Origin of the sequence: Spongiivirga sp. MCCC 1A20706, from assembly GCF_046524175.1 — a bacterium.
GTDB lineage: Bacteria > Bacteroidota > Bacteroidia > Flavobacteriales > Flavobacteriaceae > Spongiivirga.
In genome coordinates this window covers 223725-247896 of the sequence record NZ_JBEFZF010000003.1, presented here as the reverse complement: position 1 = coordinate 247896, position 24172 = coordinate 223725, and the positions used below count along the sequence as shown (strand labels likewise).

The following is a 24172-nucleotide window of genomic DNA, read 5'->3' as shown; positions in this document are numbered from 1 at the left end:
GCTACGGAATTTCCGGTGAGGAAATTCACTCGAATTAATTAACTTGTTAGTACAGCGGAAAATCGTAATTGATTTCCCGCAACTAACCATACACAAACCATTGCATTTTACAAACAAATGAATCTCAAGTTTACGATACTCCTTTTATTAACTCCACTTTTGGTTTATTTGCAGGATCCAGGATGTGAAACAACCGTTAAGCTTTATGATGTGCAGGAAGAAAAATATGATTATTGCATTATCATCGATTATGACCATAACACGAGTACGATTGAACAGATTGAAACAGAATTAAACAATAGATGGTACGATTGGCATGGAACAAAAACAATATTATTGAGATCTAATTCAAACAAGAAACTATTAATAGGATTTAGATCGGGCTATTGTTATCCTGGTGGAATGAATAAAGATCAACTTCGCGTTATCATTGCACGCAAAAGAAAGAAAGATAGCAAGTTAGAGTTAATGCACAGCCGAGTAGCACTTATTGCAGAGGAAAGAACAGAATTTAGTGTTCGAAAGTTTAAAGCGGGAAACAGGGAATTTGAAATCTTAGAATACGATGAAGACTATGGATATAACAAAAATTTAGTGCCTCAACATGATCGCTATTCGTATTTAAGAACCAGAGTTATTTATCTCAAATAAACGCAACACAACAAAAGCCATAGGGCATTAAACCGTCCCATAGTCAAACCGTTGTAAAACATTTACTGTAACAAATTAATTTAGAACGCCTCTTTAAGAATAAAAGATGCATATTAAAATTAATTTGCTCGGTTGCTTCCTTTTTCTGTCATTAATAGGATTTTCTCAAAACATAAAAATCACTGAACCTAAACTTGTATTTGTCGAAGCAGGTGATGTTCTAATAGGTTGCTTGCCTGATGACGATGCTTGTCTCAGTGACGAAAAACCAGCTAAAAATGTTACGCTTTATGATTATTGGATTGGAAAATATGAAATAACAAACAAACAATATGCAGAATTCCTTTCGGAAAAAGGAAATCAGATTGAAGGAAATCAACCCTGGTATATAATGGATAAATACGCATTGATTAAAGAAACGGAGAATGGAAGATTTATATCAAAAAAAGGCTTTGAAAATTACCCTGTTAATAATATCAATTGGTACGGTGCAAAAGCTTATACCGTTTGGTTGTCTAAAAAAACAAATAAGTTATATCGATTACCTACAGAAGCTGAATGGGAATTTGCGGCTAGAGGTGGTAAAAAAAGCAAAGGATATATTTTTTCCGGTAGCAACAATTTAAACGAAGTAAGTTGGAACTATGAAAATGCTCTAAATTCCAAAGTGGAATGGTACGAAGATAAAATAGGAACATTTCCTGTTGGTCTTAAAAAGCCAAATGAGTTAGGTATCTACGATATGACGGGCAACCTTAGTGAATGGGTTTTTGATGTTTATGACTATAAATATAAAGGTGGGATAAATCCAAGCGGTCCAAAAATAGGAGCTATTAGAATTTTACGCGGTGGTAGCTGGGATCATGGAAATCCAGAATCAAGAAATACGGCTAGAACTCGATCTACACCAATAAGTTCATTTACGGCCAATAAAGGCTTTAGGGTGGTGATGGAAAAAGATCATTTATCAAAAATAGATACCGTTGCAAAAAAATATGATTTTAATGGAGTTGTCTTGGTAAAAAAACGAGATGATATTGTCTACCATAAAAATTTTGGCGTTACTAATCGTGAACAGGGTATTCCCATGACAAATGAAACTCCTTTTCCTATCATGTCAATAACTAAACTTTTTACATCAACTATTATTCTTCAATTAATGGAAGAAGGAAAAATAGATTTAAATCATACAATTGCCAAATATCTTCCTGATTACAAAGGATCCGCCGCCAATTTAGTCACTATACACCAACTACTTAATCATACATCAGGAATACAATCTTCAGAGAACATCAAATCAAAAGAAAATGGAATACCCAATATTTATTTGAATAAGTATTCAACCGATGAATTAATGGATAAGTATTGTAGTGGTCCGTTAGTCTATAAACCCGGAACGAAGTTTTATTATGATAACCAAGATTACATCATCTTAGGTAAAATAATAGAACATCTAGAAGATGATAGCTATGAGAATGTTTTGAATCGTAGACTATTAGAACCTTTAGGTATGAACAATAGTGGACTTATAACAAACTCTAATTATGTTGAAAAGAGTTTTCCGAAAGGATATTCATGGGACAAAAAAGCTAAAGTGCTTAATGAGGACAAACAAGTTTTTATACAAAATTACTTCTCTGGTGGTGGAATGTACGCCACAGCCAGAGATTTATTAAAGTTTTCTGATGCTTTATTCTTGGAAAAAACACTCTTAAGTAAATCTTCAATGGAATTACTATTGCAAACATATCCCGAAGGAAATCAATACGGATATGGTCTTTGGAGTAGATTCTATGAGCGGGGTAAGTATATAATTAAAGTAGCTCATCGCCCTGGTAGAAATATGGGTATCAATACTATATTTAATTATGTTCTAGATCATGATGTAAGTATAATTATATTTTCAAATACAGATAAAGTCAGTGTTGACGGTCTAACTGATTTTATTCAGAAGCAATTACTTGAAAAATAAGTTAAGGCGGAGTCAGAAAACGTTTTACGACAATGCATAACCGCAATTACGGTGGATTTGACTACCCTTCGACTGCGCCCAGGGTAAGCTGAATCCGTTCGGAATTGCTAAAGTCTGTGCTAAACCGAAAAGTCTGCGTATATTAACTCGTAACTGACAGTTGCACGAGACCGTTGGCTGTAAGCTGGACGAATGAATAAATTAATAACGAAAATATTAATCGGAATTTCAGTTCTACTAATTATATTCGCTTTAAGTGAGTCGATTGGAAGAATAAGTGATTTACAATTAGCAAAAGATAATCCCGAAGTATTTGAACCAGATTCTCACGATTTACATTACGCCGAAAACCCCTTAATTATGTACATTCACGTAATTGCAGGAATGATATTTTTGTTGACGGGTTCTTTTCAACTTATACCTTACTTAAGGAAAAAATTTATCCATATACATAGGTTTGTTGGAAAAATATTTTTGGCTATTAGCTTTATTGTATCCATATCGGCTATTTCACTCGCAGTGCTATTCCCTTTTGGAGATATATTAGAAACAATTTCTAATTTGATTTTTGGAATTTATATCCTATATGCAACAGTAAGAGGATATACAACCATTAGAGCAAAGAACGTCACAGAACATAGTTATTGGGTTCGAAGGATATTCTTTCTATCACTCTCAATAGCTACCATAAGACTCATCATGATTGCTGGAATAATAATCAATGGGCTAAGTGTAAAAGAAGTAATGGGAATTTCATTTTTAATTGGTTTCTTGTTACACTATATAATTATAGAACTTTGGATATCAAAACAGAGGAAATTAAAATATAATAAAGCCAGCGGCTAACAATGACTATAATTCATTGTGGTTTTGTACCACACCAACCCGCCCGAACGTACCGGTCGGTACGGGCGGGAATAAAAGTATTAATCAATAGCTGATTTCTCAACGGAATAATCCTGCCTTGACTGACGCTGTAGCTTGCCGATGGTAGTGCCATGTCCTCACAACGAAATCATAGCCGAGACCGTAGGCGAGCGCTTAAAACCTTTGATATGAAAACACAAATTATAATAGTCTTATTGGTTGTATTTGTACTTGGATGCAATTCGAATACAGAAGAAGTGAAAATGGACAAGGATATAGAATCGGAAAAAATAATTCGGACGATTGATAACTGGAATGAAGGATGGAATAAAAAAGATGTTGAATTAGCGATTTCGGACTATTCTGAAGATACTGATTGGACCAATGCCTTTGGTGACAGAATGCAATCAAAGTCGGAGTTGAGAGCATTACTTAAAGAAATTTTTGCCATGGACTTTGTCATGGAAGGTATTGATAATTATCAAAATGATGATGTTCAATTTCTTACTGATAACATTGCATTGTTGCGCTCAACAAATATAAGAACGGGCCAGAAATGGAGTGATGGTACTGTGATGAATGACCGATACATTCACCACTTGAGAGTTTATCAAAAAATAAATAATGAATGGAAAATAACTGACCATATGATCAGTCAAGCGCAAGAAAAAAAATAAAACGACTCGCCAGCAATGACCGTAATTCAATGCTAACTCTAAAACTAATAACCATGAACCACCTTGATTTCTAACCGACAAGTTCCTGCCGGAAATCGCCGTAACAAAATCATAGCCGAGACCGTTGTGTATAAGGTTCAAACAAAACGTAGAAATGAAATTAAACGAAAAAACTACCGAAAAACTTGAAGGAGAATTAAGAGGATTGAAAATTATAAATGGAGCATTAATAGGGGTGTTAGGAGTGCTATTTATAGTGTGTGTTTATGGACTATTGAAAAAAGATGAAAATGGAGTTTTCAGCGCTTTAATTGTGGTGCCAATAGCTTTAAGTGCAATAATTCCGTTGAACTTTAGTAATATGAAAAAAATAAAAGCAGAATTAGAATCCAGAAAATGAACAAACTCTGAATTTAAAATTACGGATTGAATTACGAAAATGGAATTCATAAAGCTTTGATGAAAAATCAAAACCGAGTTACATGGTGAACTGAATAAAATATTGGTTACAACAATGTATAATCGTCTTAATTAACCTAAAAACCATCACTGACAGTCATACGAGACCGTTGCAAATACTTAAATGATGACAAGAGAAGAATTTATAAAAATGTGTGGAATTTTTGGGATTGGATTACCTCTTCAATTCTCATTAATGTCTTGTGCTTCTGACAACAGTCCCAATAATGAGCCTTTTAGTGGTAAAGTAATAGTAATAGGTGCGGGCGCTGGTGGATTATCAGCGGGATACCTATTACAGCAACAAGGAGTTGATTTTGAAATATTGGAAGCTTCTGCAAATTATGGGGGTAGAATGAAAATAAATACAAGTTTTGCTGATTTCCCAATACCATTAGGAGCCGAATGGTTGGAAACCGGAACAAATATCTTTCAAGAAATTGTGAATGATTCAACTATTCAAGTAGATATCGAAACAGTACCTGATAATCCTGATAGGAAATTTGTAAACTATTCTTGGTATAGCTTCTATCAAGAGTATATTGTCCCATCTATTTCAAGCAAAATTTCATATAATACTATTGTTCAATCCATTGATTATTCAGGTGATCAAGTTAGAGTGAATACTCAAAATGAAGAATATGTGGCTGACAAAGTAATTATTGCGGTTCCACTTAAAATGCTTCAAGATGGAGCTATTAATTTTACTCCAAGCCTACCTCAAAGTAAATTAGACACAATAAATAGTCCTGTAATTTGGGACGGATTTAAAGCGTTTTTCGAATTTTCGACCAAGTTTTACAATGATGAATATACCTTTGAAATTACACCGGAGACGGACGGCCAGAAATTGTATTATGATGCGACCTTAGGACAAAACACATCCAAAAGCATTCTTGGATTATTTACAGTTGGAACGCCTGCTCTAGATTACATTAACAGATCTGGTGACGATTTAAGGAATTTTATGTTGAACGAACTAGATGGAATTTTTTCAAACCAAGCTACACCAAATTATATTAATCATATTACTCAAAATTGGAACAACGAACCTTTTATCAAGTCAGGTTATATGTCTGATTATGCCGATTGGAAAGTGGTAAGAGAACTTGGTAAATCCGTTGCTGGTAAACTATTTTTCGCTGGAGGTGCCTTCACAGATGGAAATGACTGGGTGTCTGTTCACACAGCAGCGCAATCTGCAAAAAAAGCCATTCAAGAATTGAACAACTAAAATCTGCTTACAACAAGGTGTAGTTTATAGCGGCTTAATTTTTATAACGCTGTTCATGGCAATTTGCTATCTTCGGGTTCAGGAGGAAAATACTTGTGGATTTTCTGATACTAGGCCATAAACATTACTTTCCTAGCTTTTAACGAACGAATTACCTATTACGCAACATATGGCTTAATTCTTGACCTGAATACCAAAAAATAACATGAAACATACTTTAATCTTTACATCTCTTTTTTCAATTGTTTCATTTGGAACATCATTTTCTCAGGATCAAAATTCAGACAATATTATTGATGGGATTATCCAAAAAAATGGGCAAAAGTTTGTAAAAAGTAAGAACATAAATGCCGCTTCAATAGGGATCTATAAAGACGGTCAAGTGTACACAAAACACTTTGGGGAACTGGTAAAAGGAAAAGGAAACCCGCCTAATGACCAAACTATTTATGAAGTTGGTTCTGTTTCAAAAACCATTACTGGCTATCTTGTTGCTAAAGCGGTACTAGAAGAAAAAATTACACTAGAAGATGATGTTAGAATTTATTTAAAAGGAAATTATTCCAACTTAGCATATAACGGTACACCGATTACAATAAAGGACTTACTTACACACACAAGCGGATTACCAACATTTCTTCCTTCCAAAATGAACGGATTATATGAAAAACTTACTAAAGAAGTACCCAACGAGTATTTGGCCTTAGAAAAATCATATAACAAAGAAAAATTCTTAAAGGACTTATCCAGCATATCCATCACCACAGAACCAGGTGTTAATTATTTGTATTCCAATACCGGGGCAGAATTAGTGGGGTATATCCTAGAAACAGTTTATGAAAAAAGTATAGGCCAGTTATTAAAGGAAAATTTCGCTGATCGCTATACGATGTCAGCTACAGGAATTAAATTGGACTCCATACAACGTAAAAAACTCGTTCGTGGATATTGGATGAATAGCCAAACACTTGCGCCTAATAACTTGAACCCCCTTTGGGGAACCGCGGGCGGGATTAAAATGACCATTACAGATATGATGCGGTATATTGAATTACAGCTCGATGATAAAAACCCAGTAGTTGCTGAATCTCATAAAGCACTTCATGAGGTGCGCTACCCGTTACAAATGGCATATTACTGGCGAGTTTGGAAAGATAAATATGGGACTTCATATAATCATCACGGAGGAACCAGTGGTACTCAAAACTGGTTATTCATTTATCCAAAGTACAATCTAGGGATTTCAATTATAACGAATCAAAGTGGACCTAAAACACCCAACCTGTTAAATAAAACCGCTCAAAAAATGCTGAGGGAATTAATAAAAGAATAAACGGTTGGGGAACATCGCGTAACTGCATTGGGGTTGAATTTTCTACTAAAAGACATTACATTTTTCCTTATTCAAACGCCAAACTGTCTTAAATGTTGATTCATGCCGATTGGCAATGATTATCGGAAAAAATAATATTCATCTCATCCAACATATCATTAAGGGGGTATATAAAAGAAACTGAGTTCATGTTTAATTGCTAAACTCCATCCAATGAAAAATAGCTTCTTCTACTTCACTTTATTGTCCTTATTTTTGGTAGTTTCTTGTAAACAAAACGCTACTGAAAGTACGTCAAACCTAGAATCAAATTCTGGCTCTGTGGTACTGGCCAAGGTCATAGAAGAAAATTATGATATTAAAAGTGATTCAACAGTTTTTAAATCTGCCAACATCGAGAACTTCGATCAAGACGGTAAATCAATTGATGTGTTTTGGTTGGGGCAAGAAAAAGATACCGTCCTTAGGTTTTACAGAAAGTATGATAAAAATAACAAACTAGTGGGTGCCGAATATTACGAGCAAGGAGATATAGAACCAAGTAGGGATACGGTCTTTTTAAATTCTAATGGATTGAAAGTTGAAGCTGCACTTAACGCAGAAAACCAAATCTCATGGAAATCTACCATTACAACAGACGCAAAAGGAAATCCGATACTGAAGACGTATGAGAATGGTAAAGGAGAATATCGCGGTTTAGATAGTTTATTTTTTGACGATCAAAATCGTATTATAAAAGGATTTTATGAAAATTCCAAAGGAAAACGCTATGGAATAAAAACGTATCAATATCTTAAATCAGACGAGAAGGGGAATTGGACCGAAAGAAATATGTTTGTTAATGACACCTTAAGACAAAAACAAACACGGATTTTGACATATCACGAATAAAAACTGTGTATAACAATCTGTATCATTTCTGCTTTTAAGATAATAGATATATCGATCTATAGGTTTTGACGTCTAATCATTGAAAATATAATTTTAGAATAAAGGAAAGTCCGCATTTTGAAATGGTACTTACCTAGGATTTATTATCTTTTAGTATTCAGAGCAGGATGCTGTTGAGCATTGCTGTTGGGTGCAATCTGAAAAATCAATTCTATGAAGTTGAATACAATAATATTTTTGATAGTACTTTTTACCCAATCAGTATTATATGGGCAACGTTTAAAAATGAAGCCATACGAGTTTGTATCAAAAGCAAAGGACACGGTGCAGGCCGAATTGGGAACTTTTAAAGTTTTGGAAGACAGAAGTACTAATACTAACGACTCCATAAGACTATCCTTTATTAGATTTAAAAGTACAAACCCAAATCCCGGAAAACCAATAGTGTATCTTTCAGGCGGACCTGGCGGTTCAGGAACTGGCACTGCTAAACGCGGTAGGTTTGAATTGTTTATGAAGTTACGAGAAGTGGCAGACGTTATCGCCTTCGATCAACGTGGAACAGGATTGTCTAACAAACTTCCAAACTGTCCATATAGGGTCGAATTCAAACTTGAGGCGGCAATAGACAGGCCAGAATATAATAAAAAGACCACTGAAAACATTTTAAAATGCTTAGAGTTTTGGAAAAAAGAGAATGTAAACCTAAACGCATACAACACAACCGAAAGTGCAAAAGATATTGATGAACTAAGAAAAGTACTCAATACGGACAAAATTTCAATTTGGGCGATTAGCTATGGTTCGCACCTTGCGTTTGAATATATAAGGCTTTTTGAAGAAAACATCGATAAAATGGTATTGGCAAGTCTTGAGGGTTCTGACGAAACAATCAAACTTCCAAAAGATACCGAGAATTTTGTTTTTAAAATAGCTGAGTTGGCGAAAGACAACTATGGTTCCGAAAAAAAATACCCAGGCCTTAAACAAAAAATCATTGAGGTACACGAAAGACTAAAGATAAAGCCCATAATAAGTTCTTACAGAAACAGGCGTGGAGGAATAGACACTGTCGGGATTTCAAATTTTGAACTACAATCAGCAATTGCAACTTTTTATTTGAAAAACCCTGATGATTCAAAAAAGCTTCCAAAAGTTTATTCAGAAATGTTTAATGGAGATTTTTCAGGTATTGCAGCGGATGTGATGGTTATGAAGCGCTACGTTCTAAACGGATTGAGACCAATGGCTTTTGCAATGGACATGCAAAGCGGAATTTCTGAAGAACGACAGAAAAAAGTTGGCGAACAGATAAATCAATCTATTCTAGGAAGTTCTATTAACTTTTTGCTTTATGAATGGATGACAAATGTAGACTTTCCACAACTACCAAATAAATTTCGAGAGTTAAAATCGAATAAAACGAAGGCTTTACTTTTAAGTGGCACGTTAGACGGTAGAACATATGTTAATAGCGGTATTGAAATCGCCAAACAATTCAAGAATGGAAAGCACGTAATTATCGAAAATGCTGGACATGACTTATACATGCAGTCGCCAGTGATTGGCGATATGGTTCTTGATTTTTTCAAAGGAAAAAAATTAAATATGAACAGAATAGTGCTCGAACCAACAAAATTTGAATGAAAAACTACGATCTAAACCAACATACATCCTAATTATAAAAATTGAATGTTATTGGAAAAACTACATAGCGTATTTCTTTCAGAAAATACGAAAAGGCGAATTGAAAAATTAATATTGTACGTTGCGCTTTTCAGTTTTTTTGCGCATCTGATATTAATATACCTTTCAGAATTTGAAATACTAAAATCATTTTCTGGATCCTATTTGTTAAAAAATCCAATATCAGCTATTTACACCCCCTTTTCTTTTATTCTTATCTACGAGGTTTACCTGTTGATCTACTATTTACCAAAGTCTTTTACCACATATATTACAAAACAATATGAAATCATAACATTAATAATAATCCGAAAACTGTTTAAAGATCTTTCATCCTTGGAGCTGACAACCAATTGGTTCGAAATCAAAGGTGATTTACAATTTACTTATGATATCGTAGCGTCATTGGTTTTATTTTATCTGATTTTTCAATTTCAAAAGCAAGGCAAACGAATCTCAAGTAAACAAAAGGATATGGATTCAAAAATTCAAAGTTTTATAAAAAGAAAAAAAATGATCGCAACTATTTTGGTGCCGCTTTTTTTCGCTATGGCCTTGATTACACTTATAAAATGGTCAGTTGAAATATCTTTTTCAACAAATAAATTACCTTCATTTGAAGGAATTAATAACTTGTTTTTTGATGAATTCTTTACCGTCTTGATTTTGGTAGATGTTATACTGTTATTGGTATCCTTCTTTTACACTGATAAATTTCACAAGATTATAAGAAACTCCGGATTTATCGTATCTACAATTCTAATTAGATTATCTTTTGGGGTTTCTGGATTAATTAGTACAATTCTAATCGTTTTTGCGGTTCTGTTCGGGTTGTTAATTATTTTGATACACAACCAGTATGAAAAAAATATGCTGCTTAACAAGATCAATAATCCGTAGCTTCTTTAGTTTTTTAAATAATATTTGTTGCTTTTAATTCGTATTGATTTCCTGAAAAGGAATCATGAATCAAATTTCTTCTTCTACGGTATAGAAGTCGTGGCTTTAGCGTGAGCACAACCGTGTACGAACTTTTTCATAATTGTTATTAGAGATATTATCCAGTCAGGGTATTATAATTGGATAGTTATTGCAGGCCTTACTATTAAATTATACTTACATAAATTCATTATCTTTTGGTATTCAAAACAGCTTTGCTGACAATGCTGTTTCCAATAATTATAAGATAAGCTAAATGAGGAAAATACTAGTCTTATTGGTACTATTATCTCAAACCTTATTCGGACAGAAAAATTCTGAGATAACCGAAAAACTAATTGGGTATTGGGAAGGTGCATTCATAAAAAACAATTCTTATCAAAAAATTGAAATAGAAATTTCAGAAAGAGAAGGAAAAATTTATGGACTTCAAATAATGGACGAATGGCATCCTACTTTCGGAGAATTTGAAGTTCCCGTGAAAATAGATTCAACAGGCTTAATAAGTTTTGGAACAGGATATGGAAAAGCAAAATTAAAATTAGACAAACAAAACTTGGAAATTATTGGTCAGCTTGAAGGTATGAATCCATCAGTTTACCTACACCTTAAGAAAACTGCTGATAAACCAAAACCCAATTACAGAATTGAACAAGTTTCAATAACATCTCAAGATGTTGAATTGTATGCGCATTTACATATACCATTATTAAATCCTACAAGGACAGCTGTAATATTTGTTGGTGGTAGAGGTTGCGAAGCAGATCAAACGCAGTATAACCTTTATGCTAAATTTTTAAGAAAATATGGAATAGCCGTACTTACTTATCAAAAAAGGGGAACAGGAAATTCAACAGGAGAATGTATTACAGCTACTATTGAAGATTTAGCAAATGATTTAAATAATGTCAAAGCATTTTTAAAAGCACATAAGAGTAATTTTGATACCATTGGTGTGTTGGGTGTAAGTGCTGGCGGATGGACAATGGTAAAAGCTCAACAAAGTGATGACTATGACTTTATGATCAGTATTGTTGGGCCTTCTACGTCCGTTAGAGAACAGCAAATTCAATCTGCTACCTATGGATCGGAATTTTACAAGTTAGCACCTACTGCGAAACAAAACTTACTTAATTATACAAATCTCTTGTTTGATGTGAAGCAAACGAAAAAGGGTTACCGAAAATTGACAAGTTTATTGCAGTTAGCCAAAAAAGAAGGATGGAATCAGCTCTTAGAAAGTACAGATATCGTGCAATCTGAAAATGATATAAATAAATTGTGGGTAAAACGGCACAATTTTAATCCAGAGAATGTTCTGAAAAACTACAAAAACCCATTTTTAGGAATTTACGGGCAAAGAGATTGGATTGTTCCTCCCAAAGAGAATATTGAAAAACTGAATGAGTGCTTCAAGAACAATCTGGAAAATCTAACAACCGTAGTTGCTTATAACGCTGAGCATGGAATGGAAATGGAAGATAAATGGATCGATTTGGGACGAAATATTAGTTATTGGCATTTTTATAGAATTTCTCCACAAGTGCGAATAGCTATTGTAGATTTTTTGAATAAACATGGAATAATAAAATAATTGCTGGTAACGTAGGCTATGAGTAATGAATTATACACTATAGTATTGATAATTTCGTATGAATCGCTAACTCATTAGTTGGAAGGTTAATAATTAATTAAAGAAAATACTCATTGTCAAGTTCTCCGTACTAAGTAGAAACAACGAGCAGATGGCAAGACCTAAATTTGAAGAGATAAAAACTGGAAATGAATTTAATCAATGGTATTGGTTGAAGGAAGAAATGGTGAACATTTGCAAGCGTTCTGGATTACCAACAAATGGAAGAAAATTTGACTTAAGAGATAGAATTATGTTTGCTCTTGATAATGATGGTCAGGTTAAACCAAAACCTAAAGAAGAAAAAAAGCAATCTAAATTCAATTGGGCAAAGTCTGAATTATCACTTGACACCACAATCACCGACAACGTATCATTCGGTCCTAACTTCAGGCGCTTTATGAAGAGTCAGATTGGAAAAAAGTTTTCTTGCCATAGTGATTTTATGGATTGGGTTAAGTCAAATAAGGGGAAATCTTTATTTGACGCCGTGAATAAATGGAACGAACTCGAAAAAAGAAAAGTTGATCCTACTTTTAAAAGAACAATTGCAGATAACAACATGCTTGCTCAGTATACTAGAGATTTTTTGGAGGATAATAGAAATAAAACTTTAAAGGATGCCAAAAAATTTTGGAATTTGAAAAAGCAGTTGCCTACTAAAAATGGATTTGTAAGATATGAAAGGTCAGATTTAAAGTTGAAATAAGAAAAACGCGTTTACATAAGAATGTATATTGCCAACTAGTAGGGTACGAGACACATATAAAGTATCAAAATCTTGATTCGCTATGAGTGACAACGTTATTGAGATTGAAAGTTTTGAGAAACTCAATAGTTTAATGAAAAGCATGGAATTTTCTGTTCGATGGTTGGTTCGTTCTGAAATAGGCCCGGGTTGGATAGGAAGCTCAAGAACCATCGATTTTTATTTAGATAATTATATCCTTAGTGAGAACGAATTTTGTACGGTATTAAAAAAGAGACTCATTGAGTCTATTCCAATCCCAAATAAAAGTAAGGACCATGTCATTAATGGTTACGGTGATATTACTCTAAAGAATAACCAACTTGAAATAGCGTATGAATGGGATTCCACCATACCCTATCAACATCCCAGTGAATTCAAAGAAGGAAAGACCATATTTTTCCCGTAGTGTAAGTGAAGCATAAAAAGCTACGCCTACAATGTATATTAGGACATTGCCAGAATTTGGCTAACTTTATAAATCCCCCTAACATAACAATTACAACGTTTCACATGCAATCTCGCTAGAACCGTTCTACATAAAATCAACTAAAAAATGAAAGTTACAGCTGAAAAAAATGAACAGATTGCTAATTTGATATTTGCATCTATTTATCCTCATTACTTAAATAGGGTGGAGAAAAATGGTAGAACCAAAGAAGACCTTGACCAGGTAATTAAATGGTTTACCGGTTTTGACCAAGATGCTTTACAAGCGCTTATTGATGAAAAAACGACCTTTAGAACATTTTTTGAAAAGGCTAAAATACATCCCAACGCATACTTGATTAAAGGCGTTGTTTGTGGGTATCGAATTGAAGAAATCGAGGATGAATTTGAATTGTATAAGCAATGCAGACAGATGGAAAAGTTGATAGATGAATTGGCAAGAGGTCGTAAAATGGAAAAGATTTTACGAGAAGAAAAAAAGTAGAAATTACCCCGCTTTGGTACCTTCGTTGAAAAATAGTAAATGGCTTTAGTAACAAGTTATTGACGATTGTTATGGAACTAAAAGGATATTTAATTAATAGGTAGAATCATCAAATGGCAAAGAATAAAACCACTGTTACCGAAGTCGACGTATTTGATTTTATCAATTCATATGTCGAAAATGAACAAAAGAAATCTGATAGCCTCGAACTCATCAAATTGATGAGGAAGTGGTCTGGGTTCGAACCAAAGATGTGGGGGCCTACCATAATTGGTTTTGGTAGTTATCACTATACCTATTCAAGTGGTCACGAAGGGGATGCGCCAATGCTGGGATTCTCTCCAAGAAAAGCGCAGTTTTCATTATATATCTACTCCAAAACAGAAAAAAGTGATGCGTTATTGAAAGAATTCGGAAAATTTAAAATGGGGAAGGCATGTATCTATATTAAAAAACTTGCTGATATTGATATTTCAATCTTAGAGCAAATCTGTAAAGAATCAATCGCATACCTTTATGAAAATCATGAATGTGGTGCATGCAGAACTTAATATCAACTTTGATATTAGCGATAATTCCGTGTCATTTTTTAGCTAACTTCAAATCTGTTAATCAGTAACTCGCATTGGTTTCTGTGATTCGAAATTTTTAGAATTTCAAGTCTGCAAGGAAATTACTGCCTAGACCTTAGAATACTAAAAAGGAAATGAATATGATTTTACAGCTCTTTAAATACGTAATCACCCTTAATATTGTTATAACATCTAGTATATGAGGCAATTGTTATTCTTTTTCGCTTGCTTTTGGTTTACTACTTTATCTATAGCACAAGAAAGTAGTTCTCAAATTGCAGTTGGAGTTAATTATACTATTAAGTCAACCATTTTAAGTGAAGAAAAAACACTTCAGGTGTACACACCTGACGATTACTTAAAGTCAAATAAAAAGTACCCAGTGTTATACATTCTTGACGGACAACGGTATTTTTTAAGTGGTGTAGGCATTCAAAAGGCCTTACAAAGACCGCTTGCTATACCGGAAATGATCGTCGTAGGGGTTAGCAGTAATGATGCATCAAGATGGACATGGTTTGGTGAGGAAAAAGAGCAATATTCCAATTTTTTAATAGATGAAGTTATTCCTTTTTTAAACACTAACTACAGAACAAACGGTGAGCAGATCATTTTTGGCTGGGAAGCCGCTGCTTACTATGTTAGTGAGTTGATTTTAAAACATCCTAAAGTATTTAACGGTGCAATCTTAACAAATGGTGGCTATGCTTCTAAAGAAATGTTGAAAGACTTCAATGCAACTAGAGCCACATATTTATATATGGCTAACTCCAAAAAAGACATTTATAATATAGGGTATACTGATGAATTTCATGGAATGTTGAAACAACATAGCCCTCAAAGATTGGTTTGGAAATATGACTTATACAATGATGAAGTACATGAAAGTTTAGCGCACCTAGCACTTTACAAAGGCTTGAAGTTCTATTACCACAACTACAATTCATTAGCTTTTGAAAGTATACAGCAGTATGTCGATCTAGGAGGTATGGATTACTTGACCGAATATTTTAAAGAACGAGCGAAACGATTCGGTGGAGACGATACTATCGATGATAGCACGAAAAATACACTGATTTGGTTGTCATGGAATAGGGATAATTTTGAATATTTCAAGCTGTTTATGACTACATTTAAAGATGTTTTGGAGACAAAAAGATATGCTTCTGCATACTGGCAAAATCGTTTTGGGCAGTTCTATTTAAAACATAAAGACTACCAAAATGCTATTAAACATTTTAGTGTTGGATTAACTAAATATCCAAATTCAAGATTTGATGAGAAAATGAAAGAAGGACTGATCAACGCAAAGAATAAGAAAAACTAATCTGCAAAACAGAACCGATAAAACGGTTATCATATATTCATGTTGAAAGTCTTTGATCTGTTCTGACCACCTTCGATGAACTTCCGATGAGGTTAACTCACAAAGGTTCGTAAAGCGTAGTCACAATCATCCCTTTTCCATTTTCTAAATGATGCGCTACTAGCTCCTTTTTTCCTTTTACGTTAAATTCAAACGGAGGCGCCAAAATATCCAATCCGCTTTGCTTTTTTAAGCGGATGCCCTGCCCTGAAATAATGTCTTTGTTCGGTGTGAAATCTCCGGTAGGAATGTGCTCCGTAAGAATGATATATTTAAAATGGGTTAGCTTATTTAATATGGCTTTTACCTCGGCATTGGATAGGTGTTGCAACACTTGTCTTAGAATGGCGCAATCCCCAGTTGGTAAATCATCCTTTGAAATATCTAAACAATAAAATGCTAACTTTTCGTTTTGAAATGCTTGCTTGTTGTGGTCAATTAGCTCCGGTACAATGTCTACAGCAATGTATTTTTTGGTATGCTGAACAAGCCGTTTCGCGACATTGAAATCCCCACAACCAAAATCACAGACCACAGGTGGATTTTCCAACGATTTAAAAAGAGAAATAATAGCTTGCAGATATGGCATGACAATCGATGGATTGTGAGATCCTTCCCCTGAATAGAATTGGGATTCGCCCGCCCCCCAAAGTTTCATTTCATAAATCTGTCGCATTGCATCGACTGTGGGCCAGGGGCTTTTTTTATTATAAGGATTGGTATGTTTCATTTGTGAATTACCCAAACGAATACACATTTGGTTGTATGATGGAAAGATACACAATAAAGGCAAAACCGCTACTTTGCTAATGCCCCTTAGCTGGTTTGATTCTTTACTGATATTTTGAAGAATAGAACAATTCCACCTGACTCCATATTTTTAGTTTTTGTTTGTTTACAATAGCTAAATTGCGTAGTAACATTTTATCATATGGGCAACTATCGAATTTTTAATAACGTTCAAAAGCATATTACGCTTAATGATGTTGAGAAACAATATTTTGAATCATTATTAAAGGTTGAGCGCATTGCTAAAAAGGAACTTATTTTAAAGCAGGGGCAAATATGTAAAAAAATATATTTTGTAGAGTTAGGTAGTTTAAGGGCTTTTAATACTAATGAGGATGGCAAAGAATCCACCATTATGTTCGCATTTCAAAATTGGTGGATTACAGATATGAGTTGCTTTGTAAACCAAAAGCAAGCCTTATTATCAATAGAAGCGCTCGAGGACAGTCAAGTCGTAGGATTAGATGGCAACGCTCTTGAAGCACTCTTTGATAAGATACCCAAGTTCGAACGTTTTTTTAGGATTCTTTTTCAGAATGCGTATATACGAGAACAGCAAAGAGCACTTCATTACATATCGCTAACAACGGAAGAACGGTATCGGAAATTTATTAATAAGTATCCAGGAATAGCTGACAAGGTAACACAAAAGCAAATTGCCTCATATCTTGGGGTGACCCCAGAATTTTTAAGCACAGTGAAAAGAAAATAGCGTTGTCTTAAACTATCTTATTTTTTAGAATGACACAATTTATAATGTTTGCAAAAAGCTTAACATATGATGCTAATATTAATTGCTGGTCCGTATAGAAGTGGTACCAATAATGACTTGAAACTTATTAAAAGAAACATGGACAGATTAGAGTCCGTAGCGCTCCCAATATTTAGAAAGGGTCATATACCTATGATTGGTGAGTGGGTCGCAAATCCATTAATAGCGTTGGCTGGATCTACAGAAGTAGGTGACGATATTTTTAATGAAATCCAGTATCCTGCGGCACATCGGTTACTGACCAAATGCGATGCTGTGTTGCGCATTGAGGGAGCATCAAAAGGCGCAGATCAAGATGTTGAAATTGCGAAGCAACTTGGATTAAAGATCTACTATGACATCAATGAAATTCCCGATGCCGGAGCGTAAAATTCGAAACTTAAAAACCGAGGTGCTTTCTGATCATTGGTATACATTGAGGAAGGCCACTTTTGAGTATTTAAAGAAAGATGGTAGCTGGGAAGTTCAAACTAGGGAAGCTTACGATCGTGGTAATGGTGCTACTATATTATTATATAACAACGCCAACCGCACTGTAATACTTACAAGGCAGTTTCGAATTCCTACATATTTAAATGGAAATGATTCTGGAATGTTAATTGAATCTTGTGCAGGGCTTTTAGACGCCGAAAATGCGGAAGATTGTATAAAAAGGGAAACAGAAGAAGAAACTGGTTATAAAATTGGCTCTGTGCAAAAGATTTTTGAGGCATATATGTCTCCTGGTTCGGTAACCGAAGTTGTACATTTTTTCATAGCTGGGTACACAAAATCAATGAAAGTAACCGCGGGTGGTGGCGCGCATGACGAACAGGAAGAGATAGAAGTTTTAGAATTACCAATTGAAAGGGCTATCGAGATGATAGCAGATGGTGAGATCAAAGACGGCAAAACGATTATGTTACTTCAATATGTACAACTAAAAGGTATTTTATAAATTGAGATTCGTTTTCTGAATATCTCTTTTACAAGGTGTATACAAATCGAAAGGTTACAAAGCGAGGCTGTATAAAGGTTTCTGAAGTAAAAACTGAAATATTATTCGCGTTGTTACGTACTTGAGAGTCGATATCTAAAATATTGGTTGCTTTTAGCTCATATTCCCACTTAGCATCTCGATTTTTACGGTAAGATAAGGTAGCATCCCAATTTTGGAAGGATTGAGAACTTCCGTTACCCAAATCTTGATTCGTATAAGTGTAATTCGTACGAAAAGTGAATTTCTTCCAGATATAAGCATCAAACTCAACCGAAGGTGCATTTGTAACAAAAGTGGTATTACGTCCTCCCTGGTTGTTGTCTGTAATACTATATCGATATCTAACATTGATATTAGGTGCTATCTTAAAATTCGTACGTATTCCAGGAATATACGTTTGGGTATACCCTTCATTTAAAGATCGCTGTCCTTGTATGAATTGATTGATTTTACTGTAGTTAAAACTAGCGCGTAATTCAGCTCTTATTTTACCAAAGGTTCGCTGTACTCGCCCGGAGACGTTGACGTTTTCATCGGCAAAATTTGAATTAAAAAATGTACTAGTTCGTATAACATTTTCGAAATTGGTAAGGTTTCGTATCTGATCGATGTTACTTGAGTATGAAGCCCTGGCAAAAACATTGGTATAATTAAATAAATTAAAGCTAGTGTAAATTAAATTGACATTATGCGATAACGCATTTTGTAGATCGGGTTCACCAAATTGAATACTGTTGAAGTTGTTTAAAACAAGACCTTGCGCTAATCGTGTGACGTCTGTAAATTGATTTCGCATATCATAGCGTAACGTCAAAGCCTCGCTCTTTTTTAATTGTATTCTGGTTTCAAAGTCAGGTAGTACTCGGAAGAAGTTATCTTTAAATGTTTCTCCAAATTGGGTGTTTTTGTTACCATAAGCATGTACAGAAAATCCTGGTGTAATGGTAAATTTTCCGGTTTTTATCCGATAGTGAAAGCCCATATATACATCACTAAAATTGTATTCGGTATCATTGGTGGCGCGGCCTTCGTTAAATGTAGGTGACGGGTTCAACTGCGAACCATCTCCTAAAAATTGAAAAATATTGGAATCAAATCGCTGATTGCTGAAAATAGTACCCAGGGTTATATTCAGGTTGCTCTTTTGATTAATCAGGTAGTAATAATCCAATTTAGCATCTAATTGATTTGATTTAATTCTTCTGTTTTGCCCAAGATCGTAATTAGTAAGTGTGGTGTTTAGTCCTAGTGCTTCTGCTGTAGTATCGAAAGCATCAACCCCAGTGGGATTATTGACTAGCAGTGCATTGTAAAAAGGATCTTCATCTTTTATTAAATGCTGTGCTTCAAAAGCGAATATATTTTTTTCGTTAAGGGTGTAATAATAATTTAAATTCTGATTAATGCTAAATGGAGTCACTTCATCAACCTGGGTGGTATTGCCAATAACTGATGAAAAAAGATTCTGATTTTGTCTATCGTTGGATGTTCTGGCCAACACATCATAGTCCATTTGGTTGTTAAGGTTAGGTTGGTACGAAGCACTTAGCTTTAGCAGTCCTTGATTTGACCGTTCTTTACTTGTTTGCTCAGTCGCTTCATCAGGAATACCCAAATTGGGATTGGTATATTGAACGAAGCTTGTTTCCCTAGAAAGGATACGACTTGAATTGTAAATAATAAATCCACTTAAATCTAAAGCTTTAGAAGGGGAGTAGCTAAAATTACCTGTGGCTAATTTATTTTCAATTTCAAGCGCATTGCCCTGAGTCGTTAAAAAATTTAGGCTATTATTCCCAAGATTGATATTAGTACCGCTACTCCTGCTGGGTGCTCTAAAACCTCCTTCGAAATTTCGAATATCCCGCCTTGTTAAGGCTGCTTCTCCCGTATTATTGAGGTCACCTATAAAATTGAGACTATAATTGGGGCTATAGTAAAATAGCTTTGGCTGTAATACATATAACTCATTATCCGGCGCGGTACCCCCACCAGCTGTAATATTGCCAAACCAAAAATTCTCTTTTCCTTCTTTGAGTTTGATATTTAAAGCAACATTGTCTTGATTATTGGTAACCCCGCGCAATTGGCCTACTTCTGAATAATTGCGCAGTACTTGTATCTTGTCAACTGCCTTGGAAGGAATATTTTTGGTAGCCAATTTGGTATCACCGTCAAAAAAATCCTTGCCATTAACCATGAGTTTGTTTACCACTTTTCCTTCAACTTCTACCTGACCATCTTCATTAATTTCGACACCGGGCAACTTTTCTAAAACGTCTTCTAACTTTCGTTCGCTACCGCTTTTGAAAGAGTCGGCATTGTAAACAATAGTATCGCCTTTTACGGCAACAGGCATTTCGTAAACCAGTTCTACTTCGTCTAAAACATTATTCGATGTTAGGATGTAATCTTTAGTAATATTACTTTCCTTTGTTGCAATGGTATCTTTGAGGGTTTGCATTCCCACATAACTAATCTGTATCTCATAAGAACCATTGATACCAAGCTCTAACTTAAATTTCCCCTGATCGTTAGTAATACCATATGATTCTAGGCTAGAAGTTTTCTGATTGATAGCAATAACATTAGCCAATTCTAAAGGCTTATTTAAACTATCCATTACAACACCTTCTAGTTTAATTTGACCATAAGTGATGCCTGTCACCAGAATAAGTGCGACACAAAGTAAATTTTTCATGAAGTTGGCTTAGGTTGCTTGTTAGCTGAAAGTAGTTTTTAAAGAAAATTATCGACTTCTTCTACGACCCCTATTGTTTGCCATTTCTCGCATCTTACCAACAATAGTTTCTTGATAACTCACTTTGGTGATTTCTTTACCTTTTCTAGGAGCTTCAATTTTAATTTTTTCTTTTGGGTTCATCACAATTTTAGAACACAACATTGTTGTATTTCCTGCACTTACTTCTAAAATTAACCCTGGCAAACCCCAAAACTCAGCAGGACCATGACCCACAGGAACTTGTGGTGTGTACCATGCTTCTACTTCAGTCATTTTAATTTCTGGAGTAGTATTAGTAGAATCGTTTTCCTTTCTGGCTTGTTGCCTTAATTGACTCCAAGAGAAATTGTACCAGCTAAGTTCACTTGTAGGAACGGAAGCGGTAGCTTTAAAGCATGTATATTGACCTATTTGTTTAGTTTCCGAACCCATTTTCCAATCAAACTTCTGCAGTTTGTCTTTAACCAAGAATTGTTTACCATAAAACTCCTGTTGCTGCACTAAAGCATTTTCCTTTACATTTTTATAGGATTCTCCTTGAGAAAAGTTCTTTCCCCAAGAGTCTGTTGCCCCAGAAATAGCATCTAATTTCTCCTCTTCATTAAAAACTGACTCTTCTTTGTTGAAATTAAGTATGTACGTTTTTTCTAATCTATTTTTTAAGCGAGCCATAATTTGCTTTTTCTGGGCTTCACTCATTCTTGCTCCCCAGCTGCCAAGTTCCATGGTCGACTTCGCGAAATAAGTAGCTTGCCCCTGAAATTCTTGAACGGTTGGTTTGTTCGACATTAGCAGAACAAAGGAAAGGAGACTGAATTTGAATAAAAGCGATTTCATGACTTTAAATATGAAGTTAGTTATTTTGTTTAACGAATTTAATTAAACATGAAACAAATAAGTAGTATTTATCAAAAGATTAACACGAGTTTTTTCTTTGATAGTATTAGAACAGGAACGTCATTAGTCAAAAACTAACAGGTTTTTAACGTTATTCGATCAAATAAAAACTACTTTGCGTACATACCTAAAACAATGCTTACCGTATTTCTAGTTATGAGGAAGAACCTTTTTTACCTTTTAATATTTATTGCATCCAATACTTTTGCCCAGAACAATCCAATTTTCGAAAGACTAACTGCTATTGCAAATGGCGGTACAATCTACTACAATATAGATGGTTATAGTATTACAAAAGAAACGTTGAATTTTCCTTTTACCGAAAAAGGACTTAAAAAGATTTACCGCAAATATAAAATTAGAAAAGACGATCCTAGAACGACAGATTCGTCAATTAAAACCAAGCATACGTACGTGTACAATAATGATAAGGTGACCACAGGGATTGTACAGCATAATTCGTTTTATTTTTTGGAGAATAAAAAGAAAAGGGTGGATATTATTCGCTTTAGCAATATCAATAAACTTGATAAAGCTTTTGAATTATCAATGCTAACGTTAATATTGGATAATAAGATTCCAAAGGCGAATTTTTCTTCGACTTCTACTGACAGTATTAACTTTGCGGGAAGGCAAATTAAATTAGGAGATCCTTGTCGTTGGATGGATGTGAATTCCGTTCAATGCCCCGGCCATGGTCAGATCAATTGGTCAGTTTACAAAGATTTTGAAAGCGCTAACAATGCAGTTCAATATCAATTTGAAATAACTAAAGCCAAAAGAGGGGGCAAGGTAATTTCTGAAGAAGAAGTCGATGTGATCTTTGAAGATACCGAGGTCAAAGCAAAGAAAGTGATATACGACTTTAAAGGAATTAACTCATTACTAGCCGGAATGTCTGGTGGAGAAACATTGACAATTTATTACGTTACTGCCCCTGTTCGAGCTAATTATGTAGGTTGTGTATTAAGTCATTGGAATAATGATGTCATTCAAGAAAACGGGCTTCCGTTATTATTAGGTGAGGTTATGAGCTTAAAAGAGTAAATTTAGATGGTAAAACTATTTCAATAAGATAAATGAAACTTAAAGTTTGCCTGATACAAGATGCTCCTATTTTCTTCAACAAAGAAAAGACCATTCAAAAGATCGAGGATCTTACAGTAAAACATGCTAAAGAAGGCTGTGGATTAATTGTGTTTCCGGAGTCTTTCATTCCGGGATACCCACGCGGATTTTCCTTTGGAGCGGTTATAGGAAGCAGGAGTGATGAAGGCAGGGCACTATACAATGAATACTATAAAAACAGTATTGACCTAGAAAGTGATGACCTTAAAAAGCTTGAAAAACTTGCTAAGTCAACCAAGACATATCTGGTAATTGGGATAACCGAAAAACAATATGTAAACGGTAGCTTATTTTGTTCAATGCTTTATATTTCTCCCAAAACAGGATTGTTAGGCGTACACCGAAAAATTAAACCTACGGGGACCGAGCGTTTAATATGGGCAGAAGCTGGGGCCGAATCGCTGGTAACATTTCAAACGGGTATTGGCAGGTTAGGCGGACTCATTTGTTGGGAGAATTATATGCCTCTTGCGCGAATGTCGATGTATAACAAGGGGGTAGAAATTTACATTGCTCCAACCGCTGATTCTCGCGAAGCCTGGTCCGCGACAATGCAGCAAATTGCGCTGGAAGGACGATGCTTTGTGTTAGGTTGTAATCAGTATTTTACAAAATCAATGCTTCCTGAAAAGTATCAGCACCTGGTTAAAGATGAGCCCGAAATAATGTGTCCCGGTGGAAGTGTAATAGTCTCTCCGCTTGGAAAAGTAATTGCAGGTCCGGTTTTTAACAAGCAAGAAGCACTTACCGCAGAGATCGATCTTGAAGATATTACCAAAAGCAAACTTGACTTTGATGTCATTGGTCATTATACAAGAAACGACCTTTTTGATTTTGGGGTGAAAGGGCAGCCAGAGACTTTAAATGAAAGTCAAAATTAATGGTCTACATGTAACAAATTC

At 34.7% G+C, this 24172-nt stretch carries 24 protein-coding genes; 21 read left to right on the top strand and 3 right to left on the bottom strand.

Annotated features, from left to right (window positions below; genetic code table 11):
• The first annotated feature begins 159 nt into the window (after positions 1–159).
• The 16 genes from ABN763_RS09050 to ABN763_RS08975 all read left to right on the top strand — a co-directional run bounded on the left by ABN763_RS09050 (position 160) and on the right by ABN763_RS08975 (position 15923).
• Entirely contained in the window at positions 160–651 is a 492-nt protein-coding gene (locus tag ABN763_RS09050) for a hypothetical protein (protein WP_410485137.1), read from the top strand.
• Positions 652–757: 106 nt separating this feature from the next.
• Entirely contained in the window at positions 758–2623 is a 1866-nt protein-coding gene (locus tag ABN763_RS09045) for a serine hydrolase (RefSeq protein WP_410485136.1), read from the top strand.
• Positions 2624–2815: 192 nt separating this feature from the next.
• Positions 2816–3469 (top strand): DUF2306 domain-containing protein, encoded by a 654-nt coding sequence (locus tag ABN763_RS09040; protein WP_410485135.1) that lies wholly within the window; start codon positions 2816–2818, stop codon positions 3467–3469.
• Between the two features lie 209 nt (positions 3470–3678).
• Positions 3679–4167: a YybH family protein gene (locus ABN763_RS09035; RefSeq protein ID WP_410485134.1), complete on the top strand. Its 489-nt coding sequence runs from the start codon at positions 3679–3681 to the stop codon at positions 4165–4167.
• A gap of 154 nt (positions 4168–4321) precedes the next feature.
• A complete protein-coding gene (locus ABN763_RS09030) occupies positions 4322–4567 on the top strand; it encodes a redox-active disulfide protein 2 (RefSeq protein WP_410485133.1) in 246 nt (81 codons plus the stop codon).
• A 186-nt stretch (positions 4568–4753) separates the two neighbouring features.
• The gene (locus tag ABN763_RS09025; RefSeq protein WP_410485132.1) at positions 4754–5860 is read left to right on the top strand and encodes a flavin monoamine oxidase family protein; all 1107 of its coding nucleotides are present in this window, start codon (positions 4754–4756) and stop codon (positions 5858–5860) included.
• Positions 5861–6065: 205 nt separating this feature from the next.
• A complete protein-coding gene (locus ABN763_RS09020; RefSeq protein ID WP_410485131.1) occupies positions 6066–7193 on the top strand; it encodes a serine hydrolase domain-containing protein in 1128 nt (375 codons plus the stop codon).
• 213 nt (positions 7194–7406) lie between these two features.
• On the top strand, positions 7407–8084 hold the full coding sequence (locus ABN763_RS09015) for a hypothetical protein (protein ID WP_410485130.1): 678 nt from the start codon (positions 7407–7409) through the stop codon (positions 8082–8084).
• A gap of 213 nt (positions 8085–8297) precedes the next feature.
• Positions 8298–9731 (top strand): alpha/beta hydrolase, encoded by a 1434-nt coding sequence (locus ABN763_RS09010; RefSeq protein ID WP_410485129.1) that lies wholly within the window; start codon positions 8298–8300, stop codon positions 9729–9731.
• A 552-nt stretch (positions 9732–10283) separates the two neighbouring features.
• On the top strand, positions 10284–10670 hold the full coding sequence (locus ABN763_RS09005; RefSeq protein WP_410485128.1) for a hypothetical protein: 387 nt from the start codon (positions 10284–10286) through the stop codon (positions 10668–10670).
• A 295-nt stretch (positions 10671–10965) separates the two neighbouring features.
• The gene (locus ABN763_RS09000) at positions 10966–12303 is read left to right on the top strand and encodes an alpha/beta hydrolase (protein ID WP_410485127.1); all 1338 of its coding nucleotides are present in this window, start codon (positions 10966–10968) and stop codon (positions 12301–12303) included.
• 151 nt (positions 12304–12454) lie between these two features.
• Positions 12455–13051 (top strand): DUF6434 domain-containing protein, encoded by a 597-nt coding sequence (locus tag ABN763_RS08995; RefSeq protein ID WP_410485126.1) that lies wholly within the window; start codon positions 12455–12457, stop codon positions 13049–13051.
• An 82-nt stretch (positions 13052–13133) separates the two neighbouring features.
• Positions 13134–13499 carry a hypothetical protein gene (locus tag ABN763_RS08990; protein ID WP_410485125.1) on the top strand — a complete coding sequence of 122 codons (366 nt, stop codon included), beginning with the start codon at positions 13134–13136 and terminating at the stop codon, positions 13497–13499.
• 147 nt (positions 13500–13646) lie between these two features.
• On the top strand, positions 13647–14024 hold the full coding sequence (locus ABN763_RS08985; RefSeq protein WP_410485124.1) for a DUF2200 domain-containing protein: 378 nt from the start codon (positions 13647–13649) through the stop codon (positions 14022–14024).
• A gap of 113 nt (positions 14025–14137) precedes the next feature.
• A complete protein-coding gene (locus ABN763_RS08980; RefSeq protein ID WP_410485123.1) occupies positions 14138–14575 on the top strand; it encodes a DUF1801 domain-containing protein in 438 nt (145 codons plus the stop codon).
• Between the two features lie 220 nt (positions 14576–14795).
• Complete coding sequence (locus ABN763_RS08975; protein ID WP_410485122.1) at positions 14796–15923, top strand: alpha/beta hydrolase-fold protein; 1128 nt, start codon at positions 14796–14798, stop codon at positions 15921–15923.
• Between the two features lie 97 nt (positions 15924–16020).
• On the opposite strand, the gene ABN763_RS08970 is transcribed toward ABN763_RS08975, so the two are convergent.
• Positions 16021–16692 (bottom strand): class I SAM-dependent methyltransferase, encoded by a 672-nt coding sequence (locus tag ABN763_RS08970; RefSeq protein WP_410485121.1) that lies wholly within the window; start codon positions 16690–16692, stop codon positions 16021–16023.
• Between the two features lie 201 nt (positions 16693–16893).
• Here ABN763_RS08970 and ABN763_RS08965 point away from each other — a divergent pair, with 201 nt between their 5' ends.
• The 3 genes from ABN763_RS08965 (at position 16894) to nudK (ending at position 18460) form a co-directional block, all read left to right on the top strand.
• A complete protein-coding gene (locus tag ABN763_RS08965; RefSeq protein WP_410485120.1) occupies positions 16894–17463 on the top strand; it encodes a Crp/Fnr family transcriptional regulator in 570 nt (189 codons plus the stop codon).
• 66 nt (positions 17464–17529) lie between these two features.
• Positions 17530–17892 (top strand): DUF4406 domain-containing protein, encoded by a 363-nt coding sequence (locus ABN763_RS08960; RefSeq protein WP_410485119.1) that lies wholly within the window; start codon positions 17530–17532, stop codon positions 17890–17892.
• The gene (nudK, locus tag ABN763_RS08955) at positions 17858–18460 is read left to right on the top strand and encodes a GDP-mannose pyrophosphatase NudK (protein ID WP_410485118.1); all 603 of its coding nucleotides are present in this window, start codon (positions 17858–17860) and stop codon (positions 18458–18460) included. Before ABN763_RS08960 ends, nudK begins: the two co-directional genes overlap by 35 nt.
• Before the next feature lie 28 nt (positions 18461–18488).
• On the opposite strand, the gene ABN763_RS08950 is transcribed toward nudK, so the two are convergent.
• Positions 18489–21203 (bottom strand): carboxypeptidase-like regulatory domain-containing protein, encoded by a 2715-nt coding sequence (locus ABN763_RS08950; RefSeq protein WP_410485117.1) that lies wholly within the window; start codon positions 21201–21203, stop codon positions 18489–18491.
• 48 nt (positions 21204–21251) lie between these two features.
• Entirely contained in the window at positions 21252–22082 is an 831-nt protein-coding gene (locus ABN763_RS08945; protein WP_410485116.1) for a GLPGLI family protein, read from the bottom strand.
• 216 nt (positions 22083–22298) lie between these two features.
• Here ABN763_RS08945 and ABN763_RS08940 point away from each other — a divergent pair, with 216 nt between their 5' ends.
• A complete protein-coding gene (locus ABN763_RS08940) occupies positions 22299–23189 on the top strand; it encodes a hypothetical protein (RefSeq protein ID WP_410485115.1) in 891 nt (296 codons plus the stop codon).
• Between the two features lie 32 nt (positions 23190–23221).
• Positions 23222–24151, top strand: a complete 930-nt coding sequence (locus tag ABN763_RS08935) for a carbon-nitrogen hydrolase family protein (protein ID WP_410485114.1) — start codon at positions 23222–23224, stop codon at positions 24149–24151.
• Positions 24152–24172 lie beyond the last annotated feature (21 nt).

What these genes read in the sequence shown, in the direction of transcription:
- ABN763_RS08965 (WP_410485120.1), top strand. Translation starts at nt 16,894, where the DNA reads ATGGGCAACTATCGAATTTTTAATAACGTTCAAAAGCATATTACGCTT.
- ABN763_RS09035 (WP_410485134.1), top strand. Translation starts at nt 3,679, where the DNA reads ATGAAAACACAAATTATAATAGTCTTATTGGTTGTATTTGTACTTGGA.
- ABN763_RS08995 (WP_410485126.1), top strand. Translation starts at nt 12,455, where the DNA reads ATGGCAAGACCTAAATTTGAAGAGATAAAAACTGGAAATGAATTTAAT.
- ABN763_RS09005 (WP_410485128.1), top strand. Translation starts at nt 10,284, where the DNA reads ATGATCGCAACTATTTTGGTGCCGCTTTTTTTCGCTATGGCCTTGATT.
- ABN763_RS09015 (WP_410485130.1), top strand. Translation starts at nt 7,407, where the DNA reads ATGAAAAATAGCTTCTTCTACTTCACTTTATTGTCCTTATTTTTGGTA.
- ABN763_RS08945 (WP_410485116.1), bottom strand. Translation starts at nt 22,082, where the DNA reads ATGAAATCGCTTTTATTCAAATTCAGTCTCCTTTCCTTTGTTCTGCTA.
- ABN763_RS08975 (WP_410485122.1), top strand. Translation starts at nt 14,796, where the DNA reads ATGAGGCAATTGTTATTCTTTTTCGCTTGCTTTTGGTTTACTACTTTA.
- ABN763_RS09025 (WP_410485132.1), top strand. Translation starts at nt 4,754, where the DNA reads ATGACAAGAGAAGAATTTATAAAAATGTGTGGAATTTTTGGGATTGGA.
- ABN763_RS09040 (WP_410485135.1), top strand. Translation starts at nt 2,816, where the DNA reads ATGAATAAATTAATAACGAAAATATTAATCGGAATTTCAGTTCTACTA.
- ABN763_RS08990 (WP_410485125.1), top strand. Translation starts at nt 13,134, where the DNA reads ATGAGTGACAACGTTATTGAGATTGAAAGTTTTGAGAAACTCAATAGT.
- ABN763_RS08960 (WP_410485119.1), top strand. Translation starts at nt 17,530, where the DNA reads ATGATGCTAATATTAATTGCTGGTCCGTATAGAAGTGGTACCAATAAT.
- ABN763_RS09000 (WP_410485127.1), top strand. Translation starts at nt 10,966, where the DNA reads ATGAGGAAAATACTAGTCTTATTGGTACTATTATCTCAAACCTTATTC.
- ABN763_RS09020 (WP_410485131.1), top strand. Translation starts at nt 6,066, where the DNA reads ATGAAACATACTTTAATCTTTACATCTCTTTTTTCAATTGTTTCATTT.
- ABN763_RS08950 (WP_410485117.1), bottom strand. Translation starts at nt 21,203, where the DNA reads ATGAAAAATTTACTTTGTGTCGCACTTATTCTGGTGACAGGCATCACT.
- ABN763_RS09010 (WP_410485129.1), top strand. Translation starts at nt 8,298, where the DNA reads ATGAAGTTGAATACAATAATATTTTTGATAGTACTTTTTACCCAATCA.
- ABN763_RS09045 (WP_410485136.1), top strand. Translation starts at nt 758, where the DNA reads ATGCATATTAAAATTAATTTGCTCGGTTGCTTCCTTTTTCTGTCATTA.
- ABN763_RS08985 (WP_410485124.1), top strand. Translation starts at nt 13,647, where the DNA reads ATGAAAGTTACAGCTGAAAAAAATGAACAGATTGCTAATTTGATATTT.
- nudK (WP_410485118.1), top strand. Translation starts at nt 17,858, where the DNA reads ATGACATCAATGAAATTCCCGATGCCGGAGCGTAAAATTCGAAACTTA.
- ABN763_RS08935 (WP_410485114.1), top strand. Translation starts at nt 23,222, where the DNA reads ATGAAACTTAAAGTTTGCCTGATACAAGATGCTCCTATTTTCTTCAAC.
- ABN763_RS08940 (WP_410485115.1), top strand. Translation starts at nt 22,299, where the DNA reads ATGAGGAAGAACCTTTTTTACCTTTTAATATTTATTGCATCCAATACT.
- ABN763_RS08980 (WP_410485123.1), top strand. Translation starts at nt 14,138, where the DNA reads ATGGCAAAGAATAAAACCACTGTTACCGAAGTCGACGTATTTGATTTT.
- ABN763_RS09030 (WP_410485133.1), top strand. Translation starts at nt 4,322, where the DNA reads ATGAAATTAAACGAAAAAACTACCGAAAAACTTGAAGGAGAATTAAGA.
- ABN763_RS08970 (WP_410485121.1), bottom strand. Translation starts at nt 16,692, where the DNA reads ATGAAACATACCAATCCTTATAATAAAAAAAGCCCCTGGCCCACAGTC.